At 35.3% G+C, this 19,796-nt stretch carries 15 protein-coding genes, 1 pseudogene and 1 riboswitch; of the genes and pseudogenes, 3 read left to right on the top strand and 13 right to left on the bottom strand.

From position 1 onward, the window contains the following. Positions 1-2: 2 nt before the first annotated feature. The 7 genes from CAR_RS04820 to CAR_RS04790 form a co-directional block, all read right to left on the bottom strand. Entirely contained in the window at positions 3-947 is a 945-nt protein-coding gene (locus CAR_RS04820; RefSeq protein WP_013710591.1) for an osmoprotectant ABC transporter substrate-binding protein, read from the bottom strand. Between the two features lie 13 nt (positions 948-960). Next, complete coding sequence (locus CAR_RS04815) at positions 961-1,596, bottom strand: ABC transporter permease (protein ID WP_013710590.1); 636 nt, start codon at positions 1,594-1,596, stop codon at positions 961-963. Between the two features lie 14 nt (positions 1,597-1,610). Further along, the gene (locus CAR_RS04810) at positions 1,611-2,795 is read right to left on the bottom strand and encodes a betaine/proline/choline family ABC transporter ATP-binding protein (protein ID WP_041556224.1); all 1,185 of its coding nucleotides are present in this window, start codon (positions 2,793-2,795) and stop codon (positions 1,611-1,613) included. 159 nt (positions 2,796-2,954) lie between these two features. Beyond that, a complete protein-coding gene (gene cls, locus CAR_RS04805; protein ID WP_041556222.1) occupies positions 2,955-4,406 on the bottom strand; it encodes a cardiolipin synthase in 1,452 nt (483 codons plus the stop codon). Positions 4,407-4,561: 155 nt separating this feature from the next. Further along, complete coding sequence (thiT, locus tag CAR_RS04800) at positions 4,562-5,125, bottom strand: energy-coupled thiamine transporter ThiT (protein ID WP_013710587.1); 564 nt, start codon at positions 5,123-5,125, stop codon at positions 4,562-4,564. Between the two features lie 74 nt (positions 5,126-5,199). Beyond that, positions 5,200-5,303: riboswitch (TPP riboswitch) on the bottom strand. A gap of 83 nt (positions 5,304-5,386) precedes the next feature. Continuing rightward, a complete protein-coding gene (locus tag CAR_RS04795; protein WP_013710586.1) occupies positions 5,387-5,887 on the bottom strand; it encodes a GNAT family N-acetyltransferase in 501 nt (166 codons plus the stop codon). A 52-nt stretch (positions 5,888-5,939) separates the two neighbouring features. Further along, positions 5,940-6,605: an HD domain-containing protein gene (locus CAR_RS04790; RefSeq protein ID WP_013710585.1), complete on the bottom strand. Its 666-nt coding sequence runs from the start codon at positions 6,603-6,605 to the stop codon at positions 5,940-5,942. A gap of 449 nt (positions 6,606-7,054) precedes the next feature. Between CAR_RS04790 and CAR_RS04785 the strand changes: the two genes are divergently transcribed. Together CAR_RS04785 and CAR_RS13320 are read left to right on the top strand one after the other, a co-directional pair. Then, complete coding sequence (locus CAR_RS04785; RefSeq protein WP_013710584.1) at positions 7,055-8,251, top strand: quaternary amine ABC transporter ATP-binding protein; 1,197 nt, start codon at positions 7,055-7,057, stop codon at positions 8,249-8,251. Next, a pseudogene (locus CAR_RS13320) lies at positions 8,244-10,038 on the top strand (ABC transporter permease/substrate binding protein). The gene CAR_RS04785 and the pseudogene CAR_RS13320 overlap by 8 nt, the downstream one beginning before the upstream one ends. A 118-nt stretch (positions 10,039-10,156) precedes the next feature. Here CAR_RS13320 and CAR_RS04770 read toward each other — a convergent pair. From CAR_RS04770 to CAR_RS04760, 3 genes are read right to left on the bottom strand one after another with little or no spacing between them, the layout of a single operon-like run. Continuing rightward, positions 10,157-11,836 carry a ribonuclease J gene (locus CAR_RS04770; protein WP_013710581.1) on the bottom strand — a complete coding sequence of 560 codons (1,680 nt, stop codon included), beginning with the start codon at positions 11,834-11,836 and terminating at the stop codon, positions 10,157-10,159. 31 nt (positions 11,837-11,867) lie between these two features. Continuing rightward, positions 11,868-12,746: a 4-hydroxy-tetrahydrodipicolinate synthase gene (gene dapA / locus CAR_RS04765; RefSeq protein WP_041556218.1), complete on the bottom strand. Its 879-nt coding sequence runs from the start codon at positions 12,744-12,746 to the stop codon at positions 11,868-11,870. 33 nt (positions 12,747-12,779) lie between these two features. Next, positions 12,780-13,829, bottom strand: a complete 1,050-nt coding sequence (locus tag CAR_RS04760) for an aspartate-semialdehyde dehydrogenase (RefSeq protein WP_013710579.1) — start codon at positions 13,827-13,829, stop codon at positions 12,780-12,782. A 210-nt stretch (positions 13,830-14,039) separates the two neighbouring features. On the opposite strand from CAR_RS04760, the gene CAR_RS04755 reads away from it, so the two are divergent. Next, a complete protein-coding gene (locus CAR_RS04755; protein ID WP_013710578.1) occupies positions 14,040-14,792 on the top strand; it encodes an alpha/beta hydrolase in 753 nt (250 codons plus the stop codon). A gap of 51 nt (positions 14,793-14,843) precedes the next feature. Here the strand turns inward: CAR_RS04755 and pnp are convergent, their stop codons facing one another. The 3 genes from pnp to uvrB form a co-directional block, all read right to left on the bottom strand. Then, positions 14,844-16,952 carry a polyribonucleotide nucleotidyltransferase gene (gene pnp / locus CAR_RS04750; protein ID WP_041556216.1) on the bottom strand — a complete coding sequence of 703 codons (2,109 nt, stop codon included), beginning with the start codon at positions 16,950-16,952 and terminating at the stop codon, positions 14,844-14,846. Between the two features lie 195 nt (positions 16,953-17,147). Next, positions 17,148-17,417 (bottom strand): 30S ribosomal protein S15, encoded by a 270-nt coding sequence (gene rpsO / locus CAR_RS04745; protein WP_013710576.1) that lies wholly within the window; start codon positions 17,415-17,417, stop codon positions 17,148-17,150. Positions 17,418-17,590: 173 nt separating this feature from the next. Further along, positions 17,591-19,585, bottom strand: coding sequence for an excinuclease ABC subunit UvrB (gene uvrB / locus CAR_RS04740; protein WP_013710575.1), 1,995 nt, complete (start codon positions 19,583-19,585; stop codon positions 17,591-17,593). Positions 19,586-19,796: the final 211 nt, after the last annotated feature.

Here is a 19,796-nt window from a genome sequence, read left to right as displayed (position 1 = left end):
CATTACTGTTCGTCTCCTTCTTCGTTTACTTCAACTGATTCAAAGTAATTATTTTCTTTCAAGAAATTATCTGCTACAACTTTAGGTTCAATTAAATTATTGTCTGAAATATAGTTTAATTCTTGCATTTTTTCATCCGATATTGTATTTTTCAACTTCGTTAATACTTCATTCAATTCAGGATAAGCTTCTAAAACTTCAAAAGTTGCAACCGGACTTGCGTCATACGGTGGGAATAGTCGTTTGTCATCTTCCAATACCACTAAGTCATAACTTTTAATACGACCATCTGTCGAATAGCCCAGTACAACATCCATTTCACCAGCTTGTAATGCATTATAAACTAAACCGATTTGCATAGGATATACACGGTTAAAATCAAAACCATAAGTGTCTAGAAACGCATCATAACCATCTCCTACACGTTGGATCCAAGAGGTATCCACTCCTGCATTAAGTTCGCCAGCAATGTCCTCTAAATCACTAATCGTAACTAAGTCATATTGATCTGCCAGTTCTTGTGTCACCATAAAGGCATACGTATTAGCAAATCCATATGTTGGAAACCATTTTTGATCAAACTCAGCTGCAAATCCCTCTACAACTAAATCCAAGGCTACCTCAGGATCCGTAATCGGATCTTGCCCTAACTCACCCGTTAACGAAGTTCCAGTATATTTTATTGCCGCAACGTTCGCATCTCCACCAATCAATGCTTGATGATTTAGAGAAGATGAACCCAGATTATTAACAATTTGAGCATCTATATCAATGTAATGCTCAACCATGCCTTCAACAATATAGCCAACAATTTGTTGCTCTGTAGTTGAACCACCTGTGATGGTGATACCTTCTTCATTAAACCCGCTGCCTAGACCAGGCAACGAACAACTGCTTAATAATAGTGCTGCTAAAAAAAGGGCAGCAATTTTTTGAATTTTCTTCATAGTTGAAGCCCTCCTATTCAATACCTTGTATAACTCTAGGCGTTACTTTTTTCTCTAGTTTTCCTAGTGCATAATCTGTTAACAATGCAAGAATAGTCACAGGTATAGTCCCACCAATAATCAAACTAGGAATAAAAAGATTTAATCCGTTAAAGATAAAATCACCTAATCCACCTGCTCCAATGTATGAAGCTAAAGCAGCCCATGATATAACGTAAACACCGGACAATCGAATTCCCGCCATAATAACTGGTGCAGCCTGAGGCAACTCCACATTACGAATCAATTGTACGCTTGTCATTCCCATTCCTTTTCCTGCATCTCTTAAGTTAACATCTACTCCATTCATTCCTATATAAGTATTTCTCAAAATAGGCAACAAAGAATAGATAAATAATGCCACAATCGCAGGGACCTTGCCAATTCCAAATAAAGGAATCATTAAAGCTAGTAACGCTAATGAAGGAACTGTTTGTAAAATAGTAGCTAAACCAATAATAAATTTAGCACTTTTCTCAAATCGTGTTAATAAAACTCCCAAAGGGACAGCTACAATAACACCTAATGCCAATGCAATTGCTGAGATATAAAAATGTTCCCATGTTTTCAGGAGTAAATCAGAGCCATTTGTTGCAAAAAATTCAGCCATAGTCTTTTCCTCCTCTATTCATTACTTTCTTTAGGAATGGTTGTTTCAAAAACACTGCTGGATGTCAGCTCTTCTTCTTGTTCTTCACCCCATATTGTATCGTAGACCACATCTACTAACGAAGCACGAGTAACAAGACCAATTAAACGGCCTTTATTATCCACAACTGGAATATTTTTAAAGCCACGCTTTAGAATTCTTTGAACAGTGTCTCTTAAAAGTGTACCTTCTCGAACAAAATAAACTTTGTCTATCATAATATCTCCAACACTTGTAGCACGTTTGCGGTTACGGTCAATTTTCTCGATATCTACATACCCTTTTAACACACCTGAATCATCCGTAACAAATAACGAATCCACACGTTTGTCTCTCATTAAACGTATAGCTTCTGAAATAGATTTTCCAGGAGTTACTGAAATCGGATTTTTTATCATAACTTGATCTACTGTTTGAATATTTGGTCTAGCTTGAATTAAGCGGTCTTCACCGATAAAGTCTTCAACAAATTGATTAGCCGGTTCAGCTAATATATTGTCTGGCGTATCAAATTGCACTACACGTCCTTTTTGCATGATAACAATGCGATCAGCTAATTTTAAAGCTTCATCCATATCATGAGTAACAAAAATAAAAGTTTTTCCCAATTCCACTTGCAACTCTTTAACTAATTCTTGTAAGGCATCTCTAGTAATAGGGTCTAATGCCCCAAATGGTTCGTCCATCAATATCACATCTTGATCAGCAGCTAAAGCACGAATAACTCCAATTCTTTGTTGTTGTCCACCAGAAAGTTCAGCTGGGTAACGTGACAAAAATTCTTTTGGTAAATCTACCTTCTCCAACAATCGTTCTGCAGATTCTCTCTGCTTATCTTCGGACCATTTTAATAATTTAGGAACCATTACGATATTGTCATATATAGTCATATGTGGCATTAAGCCAATTTGTTGGATAACATAGCCAATTTTACGTCTTAACTGAACAGGATCTTTCTTCATAATATCTTCCCCGTTAATTAAAATCTGACCTGATGTTGGTTCAATCATGCGATTGATCATACGCATAGAAGTTGTTTTCCCACTTCCACTCGTACCAATAAATACAATAAACTCTCCATCATTAAATGTGAGGTTAATATTGTCAACAGCTTTTTTCCCACCTTTGTAGACTTTGGAAACATTTTTAAATTCTATCACTACATTCACCTCTTATATAGTTTCGTTTTTTTACCATACTCCCATTTATTATCTCAAAGAAGCTTCACCTTATCAAATTTGATGCCTTCTAATTAAAACCCTCTCATAAAAGAACAAGGTTGAAACAAAAAACTTGTTTCAACCTTGTTCTTTCATTGCTTATAAAATTGGAGAAAATAACCGTGAAAAAATTTGTTTGAATTTTAACCATTTAGATTGATTGTCTAAGATTTCTTTAGTTAACAAATAACTTTTTTTCATATCATCGTAGAACAATTGTTGCTGTTGCTTTGCAATTTTATCATCGTAAATAAAGACATTCACTTCAAAATTTAATTTAAAGCTTCGGATATCAAAATTGGCTGTACCAATTGAACAAATATCTCCATCAACAACAACAGTTTTTGCATGCAGAAACCCATTATCATAGATGTACACTTCTGCTCCAGCATCCACCATCTCTTCTGCGTAGTACATTGTTGCACGATAGATAAAGGGATGATCTGGTTTATTCGGTATCATAATTTTTACGTCAATCCCAGACATAACGGCAATTTGGATAGATTCTAACACTGAATCATCTGGAACAAAATACGGTGTTTGTATGAAAACTGACTCTTTAGCCATACTAATCATCTTGATGTAGCCTTTTTTTATTTGTTCAAGATCTGAATCAGGACCACTAGATACCACTTGAACATTTGTGTGTCCTTTTTTATCAATCAATGGAAAATAATTTTCTTCGTATTCCAATTTATGTTTTGAAACAGCTGCATTCCAGTCCATCAAAAAGCGAGTTTGTAAAGCTAACACTGCATTTCCTTGGATCTTCAAGTGAGTATCTCTCCAGTAGCCAAATTTCTTATATTCGCCTAAGTATTCGTCACCTACATTGAAACCACCGGTATAACCAATTTTTCCGTCAATTATTACAATTTTACGGTGATTCCGATAGTTAAACCGTAGATTAATAATTGGTAGCTTAGATCCAAAAAATGGTTCAGCTTTTCCACCTAATTTTTTCAAGTTTTTAAAAAATTTGGGTCTTAAAGATCTAGATCCTAATGCATCATAGATGACAAGAACTTCTACTCCTGCAGCTGCGCGTTCTTCTAATGCTTCAAGAACTCGTTTTCCAATTTTATCATTATGAATAATGTAATAAACCATATGAATATGGTGTTCTGCTTTAGAAATATCTTCAATTAATGAATCAAATTTTTTTGCTCCATCAGTAAATAACTCAATCTTGTTTCCTTTTGTTAAAATAGATTCATCACTTTCTAAAAACAAACTAGCCATTTCTTTTGCATTTTCAGTAGCTTGTTTTCCAGATAATAATTCTTCATCATCAGCTAGCATTTCTTTCTGGGCTTGCACAAGCTCTGGCATCCCTATATTTTCTTGCGAATTAATATCAAATATTTTTTCACGGGTCAATTTTTTCCCGATAAATAAATAAAAAATAAAACCTATACCTGGTAAAAGAATAAGCACAAGTAACCAAGCCCAAGTAGCTGCAATATCACGTTTTTCACGAAATACTGTTATGATAGAAAGTAAAACATTTAGAAAGTAGAGCCCTAAAATTATGTATATTATAATGTTCATTCAATTATTCCTCTCCACCTTATTATTGTCTAATCTTACTACTTCCGTTTTCTTTTAGCTACTAGAAACTATCTGTATAAAAAAATATCAAAAAAAAGAGACTGGAATAATTATCCACTCTCTTTATCTATAGACTTACTAAAGTAAAGCAACCTTTATTTTTTTGGTAAAAATAAAGTTGGCGTCGTTTTGGCCATGATGAATAATACTACACTAGTAGCTATTCCCGTTGCTAAAGCACTACCACCATTCGCAATAAACGAGTACCAAATGGGATTCATACCTTTTGGAGCATAGCTTCCCCAGAAATAATAACCTGCAATAAAGTGCCAAAAGAAACGGGCCACTGTACCAATAATCGTTCCAATTAAAATAAATTGATATTGCTTGAATTGATTATTTTCTTTAAAAGCAAGTTGTAAAGGTTTCCTAACTACACCCGCAAAACCAACAAATGCAAAAGCAACAAAATATTCTATAAATCCTTGTAATGGATGTAAGATGCTAGCATTTCCTATTAAAAAATGAAGTATCCCCCAAAGAAAACCTGCTGCAGTTCCTGCCGCAAAACCACGTCTAAATGCAAACAAGGTCAATGGAATCATACCTAAAGAAATAGTAAAACCTGTCCCAATATTTGTTGGAATCAGGGACAATACAATCGCTAAAGCCGCAAATATTGTACCTTCTATCCAAACTCGTAATCGATCATTTCTCAAAAAAAAACTCCTCCTATTGTGCTGAACAGTGCCACACATCAAAGGAGGAGCTCGAATTATCATTATAAATAACATTTCGTCCCCGTCACAATCCCTACGCTCGTACTAACGAACAGGTTCCAAGGGTTAGAATCACTTGATTCAGTCTCAGCTTTTTACAGCACCCCTTTGTGATGGTTGTTCATTTAATTTTTTCTTACAATATCTATTTTACGATGATTGTTAGGAGTTGTCAATGAAGCATTTATAAGATCTTTTACCCTAATTCGAACTCATTTCATTTGTCAGTTTTTTTGAGTAAACAAATTTATAGCCATCCAACTCTTTCACTTTATTTCTAGTATCTTTAAATCCAGATTTTATATACATCATTTGTCCACTAATGTTATCGTAATCAATCAACAAAATAATTTCAGTAATAGAAGGAAAATGTTCGTTAATAAACCTAGGTAGTTTTTCTAATGAAGCTTTTCCATATCCTTGTTTTAGATACTGCTTATCAACCGAATGGGCTTTTAATAAAATCGCATGAGGATTTGAAACGTAATTTAGAATAGTGTCTCCAGTTTGAAGGATAAAAAAAGCCACCATTTTATTCCCTTCTAACACTAGAATCGGATGTTTTTCACTTTCATGTAAACTTTCTGTCATACCATCCATAGGTTTCACTGTATATGGTGTTTCTTCTATTGTATAGTCTTCTATTATAAAATTATCGCTTACCGTTGCTTCTCTTAAAATTAGACTTTTCATATCACCCATAACAAACCTCCTATACTTTTATTTCAAATCCCATTGATTTTCAACGTATAGCTTATTTTTTACCATCCCACTCAGCGTAAAACTCTTCTAAGTATGCTTCCATGTAAGCATGTCTTTTTTTAGCCATTTCTTTTCCAATACTCGTATTCATCTTATTTTTTAATTTTAATAATTTTTCATAAAAATGCATAATTGCTGTATCTTCTCCAGAACGATAGTCTTCAATTGTAAGCTGATTTCGTGGTTTTTTCGCTGGATCATGGATTAAGCGATTTTTTGAGCCCGAGTAAGCCATAGTTCGTGCAATTCCAATTGCGCCCAATGCATCCAATCGATCTGCGTCTTGAACAATTTGTCCTTCTATAGAAGATAGTACCACTTTATTTGTTCCGCCCTTATAAGACATATGAAGAATAATTCCCATTATCTGTTCGATTTCTGGTTCGATTAGTGAAAATCTAGAAAGCCATACTCTAACCTTATTTTCTCCTTCAGCTTCTGTCTTATTTAACTTGCCGTCTGCTACGTCATGTAAGAGAGCTGCCATTTCACAAACAAAAAGATCAATATTTCCTTTTTCCTTTTGCGCTATACTTTTAGTTAGATTTCGAACACGGTCAATATGCCACCAATCATGACCGCTAGCATCATCTTTTAAAAGTTGGTAGACATATTCTTCTGTCTCATTTATTATGTTTTTTTGCAATTGCGTTAACATCCATCGTCCACCTCTTTTGGGTCATCAAAGTACTTAAAATAAGTTTATCAATCTCACTTAAAAATCACAAGTTATATGTCCATTGTAATGTTATTCTTTATCGGACTTTTTTCAAATAAACGAACAAAAAATAGCCAAAAAAAAAGTTTTTTCATTTTTTTTATTCATGCTCTAAGGTCTGTTATATAGGCAAAACAAAGGCACTAAAGCTTATTTTTGAAAATGCTTTGGTTTTTCATTTGTTTTCATTCATGTTACACTACTCATTGTGTTCCATTTGAAACTATTTTTTTTATGAATAGTTGTCGTTGTTTTTTTGTAAAAGGGGTTTTAGATAAAACTACTATGGACAGTGGTTAGCTAGTCAATTTATGTTTGGATCCTCTTTTACATCAATTTTGATTTATTAGTTTGAGATTCATACCTAAAAAGGGAAAGGAGATGTTATTTTGTCAAAAATAACTGTTGAAAATGTATCGAAAGTTTTTGGTAAAAAAACAACACAAGCCTTAGAAATGTTGAAAGAACAAAAATCTAAGCAAGAAATTTTAAAAGAAACGGGGGCCACTGTTGGGGTTAATAACGTTAGTTTCACTGTTGAAGAAGGTGAAATTTTTGTTATTATGGGATTATCTGGTAGTGGAAAATCAACTCTTGTTCGAATGTTTAATCGTTTAATCGATCCTACAAAAGGAGATATCTATATAGATGATGAGAATCTCTCTAAAATGGATAAAAAAGCTTTACGTCAAGTCAGAAGAGAAAAACTAAGTATGGTTTTCCAAAACTTTGGTCTCTTTCCTCACCGGACAATTCTAGAAAATACAGAGTATGGCCTAGAAATCCAAGGTGTTGACAAAGCTGAAAGACAGCAAAAAGCTCAAAAAGCTCTAGATAATGCAGGTTTAGGTGAATATAAAGATCAATACCCTAATCAACTATCTGGCGGAATGCAACAACGTGTAGGATTAGCACGTGCTTTAGCGAATGATCCTGAAATCTTATTAATGGACGAAGCTTTCTCAGCATTAGACCCATTGATTCGTCGTGAAATGCAAGATGAATTAATCGAACTTCAATCTAAAGTGAAAAAGACGATTATTTTTATTACTCATGATCTAAACGAAGCTTTAAGAATCGGTGATAAAATTGCCTTAATGAAAGATGGATCAATCGTACAAATCGGTTCTCCTGAAGAAATATTAACTAACCCAGCTAATGATTACGTTGAAAAATTTGTTGAAGACGTTGATCGTTCTAAAGTATTAACAGCTGAAAATATTATGCAACGTCCTGAAACATTGAATATAAAAAATCATGGTCCGCGTTTTGCACTTGAGCAAATGCGTAGTGAGGGAATATCCAGCATCCTAGTAGTAGATAGCCAACGTAACCTTCTAGGTTATATCACGGCAGAAGATGCTTCAGATGCTCGTAAGAATAATATTACAACAATTGAAAACATCCTGAAAAAAGACATCCCAACTGTTACTAGAACAACTTCCATGAACGATATCTTTTCAGTTATTCATGATGCAACTACTCCCGTAGCAGTTGTAGATGATGGTAAGTTAGTTGGTATAATTGTCAGAGGCGCTGTAATAGCTGCCCTTGCAGGAGAGAGTGAGGTGCTTGAAAATGTCTAGTATATTAGATATCATTCCAGAATTACCAGTAGCTGATGCTGTAGAAAACTTTACAAGTTGGGTAACTCAAACTTTTGCGTTTTTGTTTGACCCTATTCAAAAATATTCAGAAATCGTTATGGAATTTGTGACAAATACGTTATTACTTGTTCCGCCAATTTTGTTTATTTTGATTATTGCTTTGATTGCTTTTATTGCTTCAAAGAAAAAAATCGGATTGGCTACATTTACAATAATTGGTCTTTGGTTTACCTATAATCAAGGTCTTTGGGAAGACTTAATGAACACTCTGACTTTGGTTCTGGTTGCAAGTTTATTATCTGTTATCATCGGGGTTCCATTCGGAATTTTAATGGCTAAAAGTAAAATTGCAAATGCCATTATTACTCCTGTTCTTGATTTCATGCAAACAATGCCAGCCTTTGTTTACTTGATTCCCGCAGTTGCTTTCTTTGGTATTGGTATGGTTCCGGGGGTATTCGCCTCTTTAATTTTTGCCATCCCACCTACTGTTCGCTTTACTAACCTTGGAATCAGACAAGTTTCACACGAATTAGTTGAAGCTGCTGAATCATTTGGTAGCACAGGTGCTCAAAAATTATTTAAAGTAGAATTGCCTTTAGCAAAATCAACAATTATGGCTGGTATCAACCAAACTGTTATGTTGGCTTTATCTATGGTAGTTATTGCTTCAATGATTGGAGCTCCAGGTCTTGGTAGAGAAGTTCTTTCTTCACTACAACGTGCACAAATTGGAACAGGTTTCGTATCTGGTTTAGGTTTAGTTGTCTTAGCGATTATTATTGACCGCTTAACGCAAAAATTAAATAAAAAATAAAAATAACAAATCAAAAAAAAATTAGTTTACAAAAAAGGGGATATAAATTTAATATGAAAAAATTAATTGGAAACATTTAGGTCTTACAGCTGGTTTGGGGTTATCATTAGTTGCAGCAGGTTGTTCAACTGAAAAGTCATCAACTGAGGATGAATCAGCAACTGTTGGTAAAGGACAAGAAATTGAATTATCTTATGTTGAATGGGATACTGAAGTTGCTTCTACTAACGTTATTGGTAAAGTATTGGAAGACTTAGGGTATGATGTAAAACTAACACCATTAGATAACGCTGTAATGTGGCAAGCCGTAGCTAGCGGAGACGCTGACGCTATGGTAGCTGCATGGTTACCAGCTACTCATGGTTCTCAATTTGAAGAATATGGCGACCAAATGGTTGATTTAGGACCAAACTTAGAAGGCGCATTAGTTGGCCTTGTCGTTCCTGAATATATGGATGTTGATTCAATTGCAGATCTTAAAGATGAAGCTGCAATGACTATCACTGGTATCGAACCTGGTGCAGGTGTTGTTGCTGCAACTGAAAAATCTTTAGAAGATTACGATAACTTGAGTGAATGGGATCTTGAAACCTCTTCATCTGGTGCCATGACTGTTGCATTGGGTCAAGCAATTCAAAATGAAGAAGATATTGTTATTACTGGTTGGTCTCCACACTGGATGTTCGCCTCTTATGACTTAAAATATTTAGAAGATCCTGAAAATTCATTTGGCGAATCAGAAACAATCAATACTATGGCTCGTGAAGGTCTTGATGAAGACATGCCTGAAGCTTATCAAGTATTAGATCAATTTAATTGGACAACTGAAGAAATGGAAAGCATTATGCTAGATATTTCTGAAGGAGAAGATCCTGAAGATGCGGCTGAAACGTGGATTGAAGAAAATCCTGACCGTGTTGCTGAGTGGACTGAAGGCGTAGCAAAATAAGCTAGTCTGAAATCACTTTCGATCAAAGAGCATTCACTTAATGTGAGTGCTCTTCTTTTACAACAAAAAAAGCTCTTATATCCTTTTCTAAAGGAAGTAAGAGCTTTTTTTGTTGTGTTTAATTTTTACGGTTGCGCGAACTTGTTTCCATAATAATTGGTAGAATAACTGGACGTCTACGTGTTTGTTCAAAGAGATGTTTATTCAAAGCATCTCTAATTTCTTGCTTCAAACGACTCCATTCAAATTCTTTACGATTTAAATTCTCTTCTACTACTTCTCTAATAATCTCATTACTTTGATTAATTAGATCTGTATTTTCTTTAACGTATACGAAACCTCTAGTCATGACTTCAGGACCTGAAATAATTTTACTTTTTCTACGGTTAATAGTAACTACCGCTACAAAAATACCATCTTCAGATAACAATTTACGGTCGCGTAAAACAATATTTCCAATATCACCAATTCCAATACCATCGACCATTGTATTCCCTGCTGTAACTTGACCAGCTACATGCATACGCTCATTTTTGTATTCCATGATATCGCCTTTACCTGGTATGAATATATTTTTATAAGGCATTCCAACTTCATGTGCAAGTTTTGCATGAGCCGAAAGCATACGATATTCTCCTTGAACTGGAATAAAGTAAGTAGGTTTAATCAGATTGATCATTAATTTTAAATCGTTAGGAGTAGCATGGCCAGAAGCTTTCAAATTATCTGAAATTTGTTTTACCGTTCCACCAGCACGATAAATCAAGTTTTCTGCTTGAGCAACCGTTACTTCCATTGCTGTCGATGGGCTTGTTACGATATAAACTAGATCGCCCTCTTTAATATTTACTTGAGAGTGCTTTCCTTTTGCCATACGTGTTAACGTTTTAATCGGCTCGCCAGTAACGCCCGTTTCTAACACAACAATTTCGTGATCACTGTATTTTTCAATTTCTGTTATTGGAACAATCAAATCTTCATTTGGCAATTGAAGCTTATTCAGTTGCATAGCAATTTGAACGATTTCTTCAAGATTGCTTCCCGTGATGAAAATTTTCTTGTGCGATTTGTGAGCAGCGTCAAATACTTGTTGGATACGCAAGATATTACTAGCTACGCTGGCAACAATAATACGCCCACTAGCATTTTGGAATGTATCCAATACTTCTTCAGCTACTTTTAGATCGCTTATATTTTCAACAGGGCTCTCAGCTTCACTTGAATCACTCAATAAAGCTAAAACCTTATTTTTACCAATATCTGCAATGCGTGATAAATTACTTTGGTACATTGGTTTTGCACTTTGATCAAACTTAAAATCACCTGTGTAGACAATGCTTCCTTCGTCGGTCTTAAGAGCTACCCCAACAGAATCTGGAATAGTATGGGATGTTCTAAAGAAACTAGCCACAACATCTCCAAATTCAATCTCTGTATTTTCATCAACAATATGATAATCATCAAAAGTACTAACTTGACTATCTTTTTCAACAAATAATTTTGCTAAAGCTATTGTTAATTCAGTTCCAAATACTGGAACATCAAATTTTTGAAGAAAATAAGGTAGTGCTCCAATTGCATCTTCATGACCATGAGTTAGAAACACAGCTGTAACACGGTTTTTATTTTCTTCTAAATAACTAAAGTCAGGAATGACTACATCAATTCCTAATAATTCTGTTTCTGGAAACATTAATCCACAATCTAAAACAAATATGTCTTCATCCACCTCAACAGCATACATGTTTTTTCCATTTTCACGCACGCCCCCTAGTGGGATAATTTTTATTGTGCTCATTTCTTCACCTCTTTTACTTTCATTTCGTTTTTTATTTTGTCCAATTTAATTCAGTTAACACATGATTTTCTTCTGCTTTTGTACAAGGTACTAATGGCAATCTCAAACTACCGACGTTAATACCTAAGTGGTTTAACGCAAATTTAACAGGTGCTGGAGAAGGAACAGTAAATAAACTATTCATTTTAGGCACTAGTTGACGATGAATCTGTGCAGCTTCAGCCATAGATCCTTCTTGCAACAAGTTGTACATTTCAGACATCTCATTCCCTAAAACATGACTTGCTACAGAAATAACGCCCGTTGCTCCGATGCATTTAGCAGGAAAAGCATTACCATCTTCACCAGTATAAACTAAAAAGTCATCTGGTGTTTGTTCAATTTCTTCGCTTAAAGCATCTAAACCTAAACATTCTTTCACACCAATAATATTTTCAATCGATGAAAGTTTAATTGTCGTCTTAGGATCAATCGAAACACTAGTCCGTCCGGGGACGTTATAGATGATGATCGGCAGTCTAGTACTTTTAGCTACTGCTTCAAAATGAGCATACAAACCAGCTTGGTTAGGCTTACTGTAGTATGGCGTCACTACTAGTGCCGCATCTATGCCTGCAAGGGTTTCAACCTCTTTTGTAAAAGCAATCGTCTCAGCAGTGTTAAATGACCCCGTACCAGCAATGATTGGTACACGTCTTGCAACTAATTCAACTGTCTTACGGTATAAGTCTAACTTTTCATCATGAGTTAATGTAGGAGATTCTCCAGTTGTGCCTCCCACTACTAATCCTTCTGTTCCATTTTCAAGTAAGAAGTTGATCAACTTTTCTAATCGTCCATAATCAATTGATCCTTCTTCATCAAATGGTGTAGTCATAGCGGTTATAATGCGTGCTTTTTTTAAATCCAATACCATCACCCTCTATCTTAAATTCGACTTATATTAATTATTTGTTTTAATTAATTTTAACTTGTGTAAGCTTTCAGCAATTTGAACAGAATTCCAAGCTGCACCTTTGATTAAATTATCAGAAACGATCCACATATGATAACCTTTGTCTAAGTCACGATCTTTCCGTATCCTTCCAACAAATGTTTCTTTCTTGCCTTCTGCTTCTAATGCTGTTGGATAAACTTGGTTAGCAGGATCATCTTGAAGTTCAACACCTGGTGCTTTTTTCATAAGCTCTTGAATAGAAGCTACACTAGCTCCATCTTCTTTCACTTCAATATAAACAGACTCCGAGTGTCCTGAAATGACTGGAATACGGACGCATGTTGCAGAAACTTTTATGTTATCATCACCCATAATTTTTTTGGTTTCATTGATCATTTTCAACTCTTCAAATGTATAACCGTCTTCAGTAAACAAATCGATTTGTGGCAATGCATTGAAAGCAATTGGAAAATGTTTTTTATCTCCACCTGATGGTAAAATAGCCGCTTCATAAGGCTCACCATTTAACATATGTTGTGCTTGTTCTTTCATTTCTTTAACAGCTGAAACTCCAGCTCCGCTTACTGCTTGATACGTTGAAACGATGACCCGATCTAATCCATATTGTTTGCGAATCGGTTCTAGTGCAACCATCATTTGAATCGTTGAGCAATTCGGATTAGCAATAATTCCTTTATGAGAACGAATTGCCTCCTCATTTACTTCAGGAACGACTAAAGGTACTTCAGCATCCATTCGGTATGCGCTTGTATTGTCAATGACAACTGCGCCACGTTTTACCGCTTCGGGAGCAAATTGTTTTGAAATCGATCCACCTGCACTAAACAATGCAATATCAACATTCTCAAAAGAATTCGCCGTTGTTTCTTGGATTTCGATTTCTTTTCCATTAAATAAAGCTTTTTTCCCAGCTGATCGTTTCGAGGCTAAGAGTTTCACTTCATTAATTGGAAAATTGGCTTGCTCCAACATTTGAATCATTTTTGTTCCTACAGCTCCCGTAGCTCCTACGACTGCAATAGTATATCCATTCATTTATATCTCTCCTAATACATATTTCTATTTTTTATTTTATCTTATGGCTCCATGTACTCCCATTATACATTTTAGCACAATTCTTGAGTAAATTATACAAATGTAGATTATTCACTCTGTTTTGTTTGATTTATCTAACGAATAAAATGAAATATATGATACACTTTTTTTGTTCAGATTTATTTAAATTAATTTTTGAAAGGAGTATTTATGAAGCGTATCTATAAAATTTTAATTGGTTGTTTCATTTTCTTCATCTTGGTTCTATTAGGCAGTTTATTTTTTGTGCAATCTAAAACATATCAACCTTTAAGCGAAGCATTGAATGAAACAGAGTCTACTAATCAATACACGGTTGAAGAATCTCAAGATGCGATTATTTTCAAGCCATTAAATGAGCAACAATCTACTTCTGTCCTCTTTTATCAAGGGGGTCTTGTAGAAGAAAAAAGTTACAGTTCCATTGCGGCAAAACTCGCTGCAAAAGGATACCCCGTTTACCTGGTTAAGCATGCATTGAATCTTGCCGTTACCGATGCAAATAAAGCAAAAACCATTATCACTGATGAGGAGATTCAAAACTTTGTTATAGGTGGCCATTCCTTAGGTGGTGTGATGGCTAGTCGATTTGCTAATGAAGGTTATTCAGAATCCTTAAAAGGTGTTTTTCTACTAGCTAGTTACCCGGATGAAAAGGGTCGGTTAGATAAACTGCCTATTTCAGTTCTCTCCCTTATTGGTTCTAATGATGGCGTGGTGGATGAAGAGGCCTTTGAACTTGGCAAAAATCATTTACCTGCTACTACCCTATTCTACACTATTGAAGGGGGCAATCATGCTGGTTTTGGCGATTATGGAGATCAAGAGGGAGATCTCCCTGCCACCATTTCATCCGAACAACAGCAAGAACAGACAGTTGACCAACTAGTAAAATGGTTAAGAAACATTGACGAAAATGAATAGCAAAAAAAGAGCCCAATTTTTTCAAATTGAGCTCTTTTTCTATTTATTCTCTTAAGCTTCTTCAGTTGTTAACAACACTTTACGAGAAAGATTAATTCTTCCTTGTTTATCGATTTCGATAACTTTAACGTCCATTACTTCGCCTAAAGTCAAAACATCTTCAACTTTAGCGACACGTTCGTTAGCTAATTCAGAAATATGAACTAATCCATCTTTTCCTTTAGCAATTTCAACAAAAGCTCCGAATTTTTCAATTCGTTTTACTTTTCCTGAATAAATTTTACCGACTTCGATATCTTTCGTTAATTCTTCAATAATTTCTTTAGCGCGTCTAATCATAGCTGCGTCTTCAGATGCAATACTGATATTTCCTTCTTGATCGATATCAATTTTAACGCCGGTTTCTTCAATAATAGCATTGATTTGGTCACCACCGCGGCCAATAACAACTTTAATTTTTTCCGGTTTAATTTGCATCATTTCAATTTTAGGAGCGTAGGCACTTAATTCTTCATGAGGCTCAGCAATTGTAGAAATCAATTCATCAAGAATTTCCATTCTAGCTTTTTTAGCTTGAGTTAACGCTTCTTCTAAAATTTGTTGTGTGATACCTTCAATTTTAATATCCATTTGAAGAGCCGTGATTCCTTTGCTAGTACCTGCTACTTTAAAGTCCATATCGCCTAAATGATCTTCTAAACCTTGAATATCTGTTAAGACAGTATAGTTTTCGCCTTCTTTAACAAGTCCCATTGCAATACCAGCTACTGGAGCTTTGATTGGAACACCTGCATCCATTAAAGCTAAAGTGCCTGCACAAATACTTGCTTGTGATGAAGAACCATTTGACTCTAAAACTTCAGCAACTAAACGAATCATGTATGGGAAATCTTCTTCACTTGGAATAACTTGTGCTAATGCACGTTCTCCTAATGCTCCATGTCCAATTTCACGACGACCTGGTCCACGTGATGGTCCAGTACTTCCAACAGAGTATTGAGGGAAATTGTAGTGATGGATGAATCGTTTGCTGTTTTCAATTCCTAGACCATCAATAATTTGATGTTCGCCTAATGGTGCTAAAGTAGCTATAGACAATGCTTGAGTTTGTCCACGAGTGAATAAACCAGAACCATGTGCTCTTGGCAATAGTCCAATTTCTGAAGCTAAAGAACGAATTTCATCAATTTTACGACCATCTGGTCTAATTTTGTCAACTGTAATCAAACGACGGACTTCATTCTTTTCCATGTCTTCAACAATTTGTTTTACTTCTTTATTGATTCGTTTAGCTTCATCATTGTCTTGATATTTTTCTTCATAAAAAGTCATTGCTTCTTCTTTAACCGCTTCGATATTTTCTTCACGAGCTAATTTTTCTTCGGTTTGAATTGCAGCAATCATTTTAGTTTGGAAAGCATCGTTGACTTCTTTTTCTAAATCTGCATCAATTTGCAACAATTGAATAGTCATTTTTTCTTTTCCAACAGCCGCTACGATTTCTTCTTGGAAAGCAACTAATTCTTGAATTGCTTCATGACCAAACATTAAAGCACCAAGCATATCTTCTTCTGAAACTTCAGCAGCTCCACTTTCGACCATATTAATGGCATCTTTAGTTCCTGCAACTGTTAAATGAATGTCTGATAATGCTTCTTGCTCAAGAGTTGGATTAATGATGTATTCTCCGTCTACACGGCCTACATCAACACTTGCAATCGGTCCGTTAAACGGAATATCTGAAATAGCAAGTGATAAAGAAGAACCAAACATTGCTGAAAAAGCTGGTGAACAGTTTTGATCTACAGACATCACTGTATTTGTAATTTGAACTTCATTACGAAATCCTTCTGCAAACATCGGACGAATCGGACGGTCAATTAATCGAGCTGTTAAAGTAGCCGCTTCACTTGGGCGTGCTTCTCTCTTAATAAAACCACCTGGGATTTTACCGACTGAATACATTTTTTCATCGTAATTTACTGTCAAAGGAAAGAAATCTACGTCTTTCGCTTTTTTGCTAGCTACTGCTGCAGATAGCACTACAGTATCGTTATAGCGAATCAATGCTGCACCATTAGCTTGTTTTGCTAATTGTCCAACTTCAATTTCTAATGTGCGACCTGCCCATTCTTTAGTAAAAACTTGTTTCTCTGTCATTGTGTGCATTTCTCCTTTTATTAAAGCTTTTATTCGTTTTTCCAAACAGACTACTAAACAAATGTCAGTATTTAAGCTGATTAAATACTCACATTTGTATAGTAGGATGGACAACAAAATAAATAGCCTTCTTCTTTTACAAACAAAATGAAGCGAGATTCGTTAGAACCTCGCTTCTAAATAGACTACGAAAAATTAACGACGTAGACCTAATCTTTGAATCAATTCACGGTAACGAGTAATATCTTTGTTGCGTAAGTACGCAAGCAAGTTACGACGGTGACCAATTTTTTTCATAAGTCCACGGTAAGAATGGTGGTCTTTTTTGTGAACACGTGCGTGTTCGTTTAAATGGTTGATTTCAGCTGTTAATACAGCAACTTGTACTTCGGGAGAACCTGTATCTCCTTCGTGGATTGCGTATTCTTTGATGATCTCATTTTTGCGTTCTTTAGAAATTGACATTTCTAAGCACCTCTTTCCTCAAATTTTCCTCTTACTGAGTAGACGTTGGTGATTCGTTTTACCAAGTAAAAGGTATGTGTTTAGTACACAATTAAATTCTACTAGAATCTATAGGAAATTGCAAGTTATTAATAGTTTTTTTCCATTTTTACTAGATTCATTATTGTGTATTGTTATTTTAATTTGTACTGTGCAGTTATTTCTAAGATCATGTCTCTTATATTAGCTGCTTTTTCGAAGTTTAATTCTTTTGCTGCTACTTTCATTTCTACTTCCATACCATCAATCAACTCTAGACGTTGCTCTCTTGTCATCTTAGCAATGTTTTCTAAGCCAGATGCTCCCTCGTCCTCGCCTTTAACTACTGAAGTAATCGAGATCAAGTCACGAATATCTTTGATAATTGTTTTAGGTGTGATGCCATGTTTTTCATTGTATTCTTCTTGCGTTTCACGACGTCTCTCAGTCTCTGATATAGCGGCTCTCATAGAGTCTGTGATACGGTCCGCATACATAATGACTTTCCCGTTTTCATTACGTGCAGCCCTACCAATCGTCTGTACAAGTGAACGTTCGCTTCTTAAGAATCCTTCTTTATCTGCATCTAAAATAATAACCAATGATACTTCTGGGACATCGATACCTTCACGCAGCAAGTTGATACCAATCAACACGTCGTATACGCCTAAACGCAGATTTCGAATTATCTCGGTTCGTTCTAATGTCTTTATCTCACTATGCAAGTAGGCAACTTTAATTCCAACCTCTTTCAAGTAATCCGTTAGATCTTCTGACATTTTTTTAGTTAACGTAGTAATAAATACTCGCTCATTTTTTTCGGTTCGTTCATTTATTTCACCAATCAAATCATCAATTTGACCTTTGATTGGTCGCACTTCTATAATTGGATCTAATAATCCTGTAGGGCGAATGATTTGTTCAATAACTTCTGGAGCGCGTTCCAATTCATAAGGTCCTGGCGTTGCCGAAATATACATAATTTGATTTACGTGGTTTTCAAATTCTTCCAGACGAAGCGGACGGTTATCCAAAGCACTTGGCAATCTGAAACCATACTCAATCAATTGTGATTTTCTAGCTCTATCGCCGTTATACATCCCTCTAATTTGAGACATCGTGATATGAGACTCATCTATGACAATCAGAAAATCATCCGGGAAGAAATCAATTAACGTATACGGTGCTTCACCAGGTTTACGCCCATCCATGTGTCTAGAGTAATTTTCAATTCCTGAACAATACCCCATTTCCAACAACATTTCCAAATCATAGTTTGTTCGCTGTTCTAACCGTTGAGCTTCGATTAATTTATCTTCAGCCCGTAAAACTTTTAATCGCTCTTCTAGTTCTTCTTGGATATTTTTTATAGCCGATCTTGTTTGTTCATCGTTCGCTACAAAGTGAGTGGCCGGAAAAATAGGAACATGTTGAACATCGGCCTTGATTTCACCTGTTAAAACATCTACTTCTCTAATACGATCAATTTCATCTCCAAAGAACTCGACACGTATTGCTTCACTGTCACGTGATGCTAAGAAAATTTCCACTACATCTCCTCTAACACGAAAGCGTCCGCGTTGAAAGTCAATATCGTTACGTTCAAATTGCATGTCGACTAAACGACGTAACATCTCATCACGATTCATTTCAGTACCTACACGTAAAGACAGAACATGATCTCGATAGTCCTCAGGGTTAACCAGTCCATAGATACACGAAACAGAAGCTACTACAATGACATCTCTTCGTTCTAGCAATGCGCTCGTTGCGGAATGACGCAGTTTATCTATCTCATCGTTAACACTTGATTCTTTTTCAATAAAGGTATCACTTGAAGGAACATACGCTTCTGGTTGATAGTAGTCATAATAGCTAACAAAATACTCTACAGCGTTATCAGGAAAGAATTCTTTAAATTCACCATATAATTGACCTGCTAATGTTTTATTGTGTGCAATAACTAATGTTGGCTTATTTACTTCCTTAATGACATTTGAGACCGTAAATGTTTTTCCGGTTCCTGTGGCACCTAATAAGGTTTGTTCTTTCTCTCCAGCTTCGATACCTTTAATTAATTTTTTTATGGCATCCGGCTGATCACCACTAGGCTGGTATTTAGAAACCAGTTCAAATTGGTCTTTTGGCATTTCAAGTACCTCCTCGCACTTCTATTCAGTATAAAAAGAAGCCTGTCTAATTCAAGACACACATTTTTCAATTCTATTTTATTATTCTAGCACTGAACGTGTGTTCTTACAACTAATTTGATATAACTTCACTAGTATTCAAAAAATAAAAAAGCCTCAAGTCTTGAATACTCAAGACTTGAGGCTTTTTTATTTACTCTTTATAACAATG

The sequence above is a fragment of the Carnobacterium sp. 17-4 genome (genome assembly GCF_000195575.1).
GTDB lineage: Bacteria > Bacillota > Bacilli > Lactobacillales > Carnobacteriaceae > Carnobacterium_B.
The sequence above is the reverse complement of the archived record's forward strand: the minus strand, read 5'-3'. Positions and strand labels throughout refer to the sequence as shown.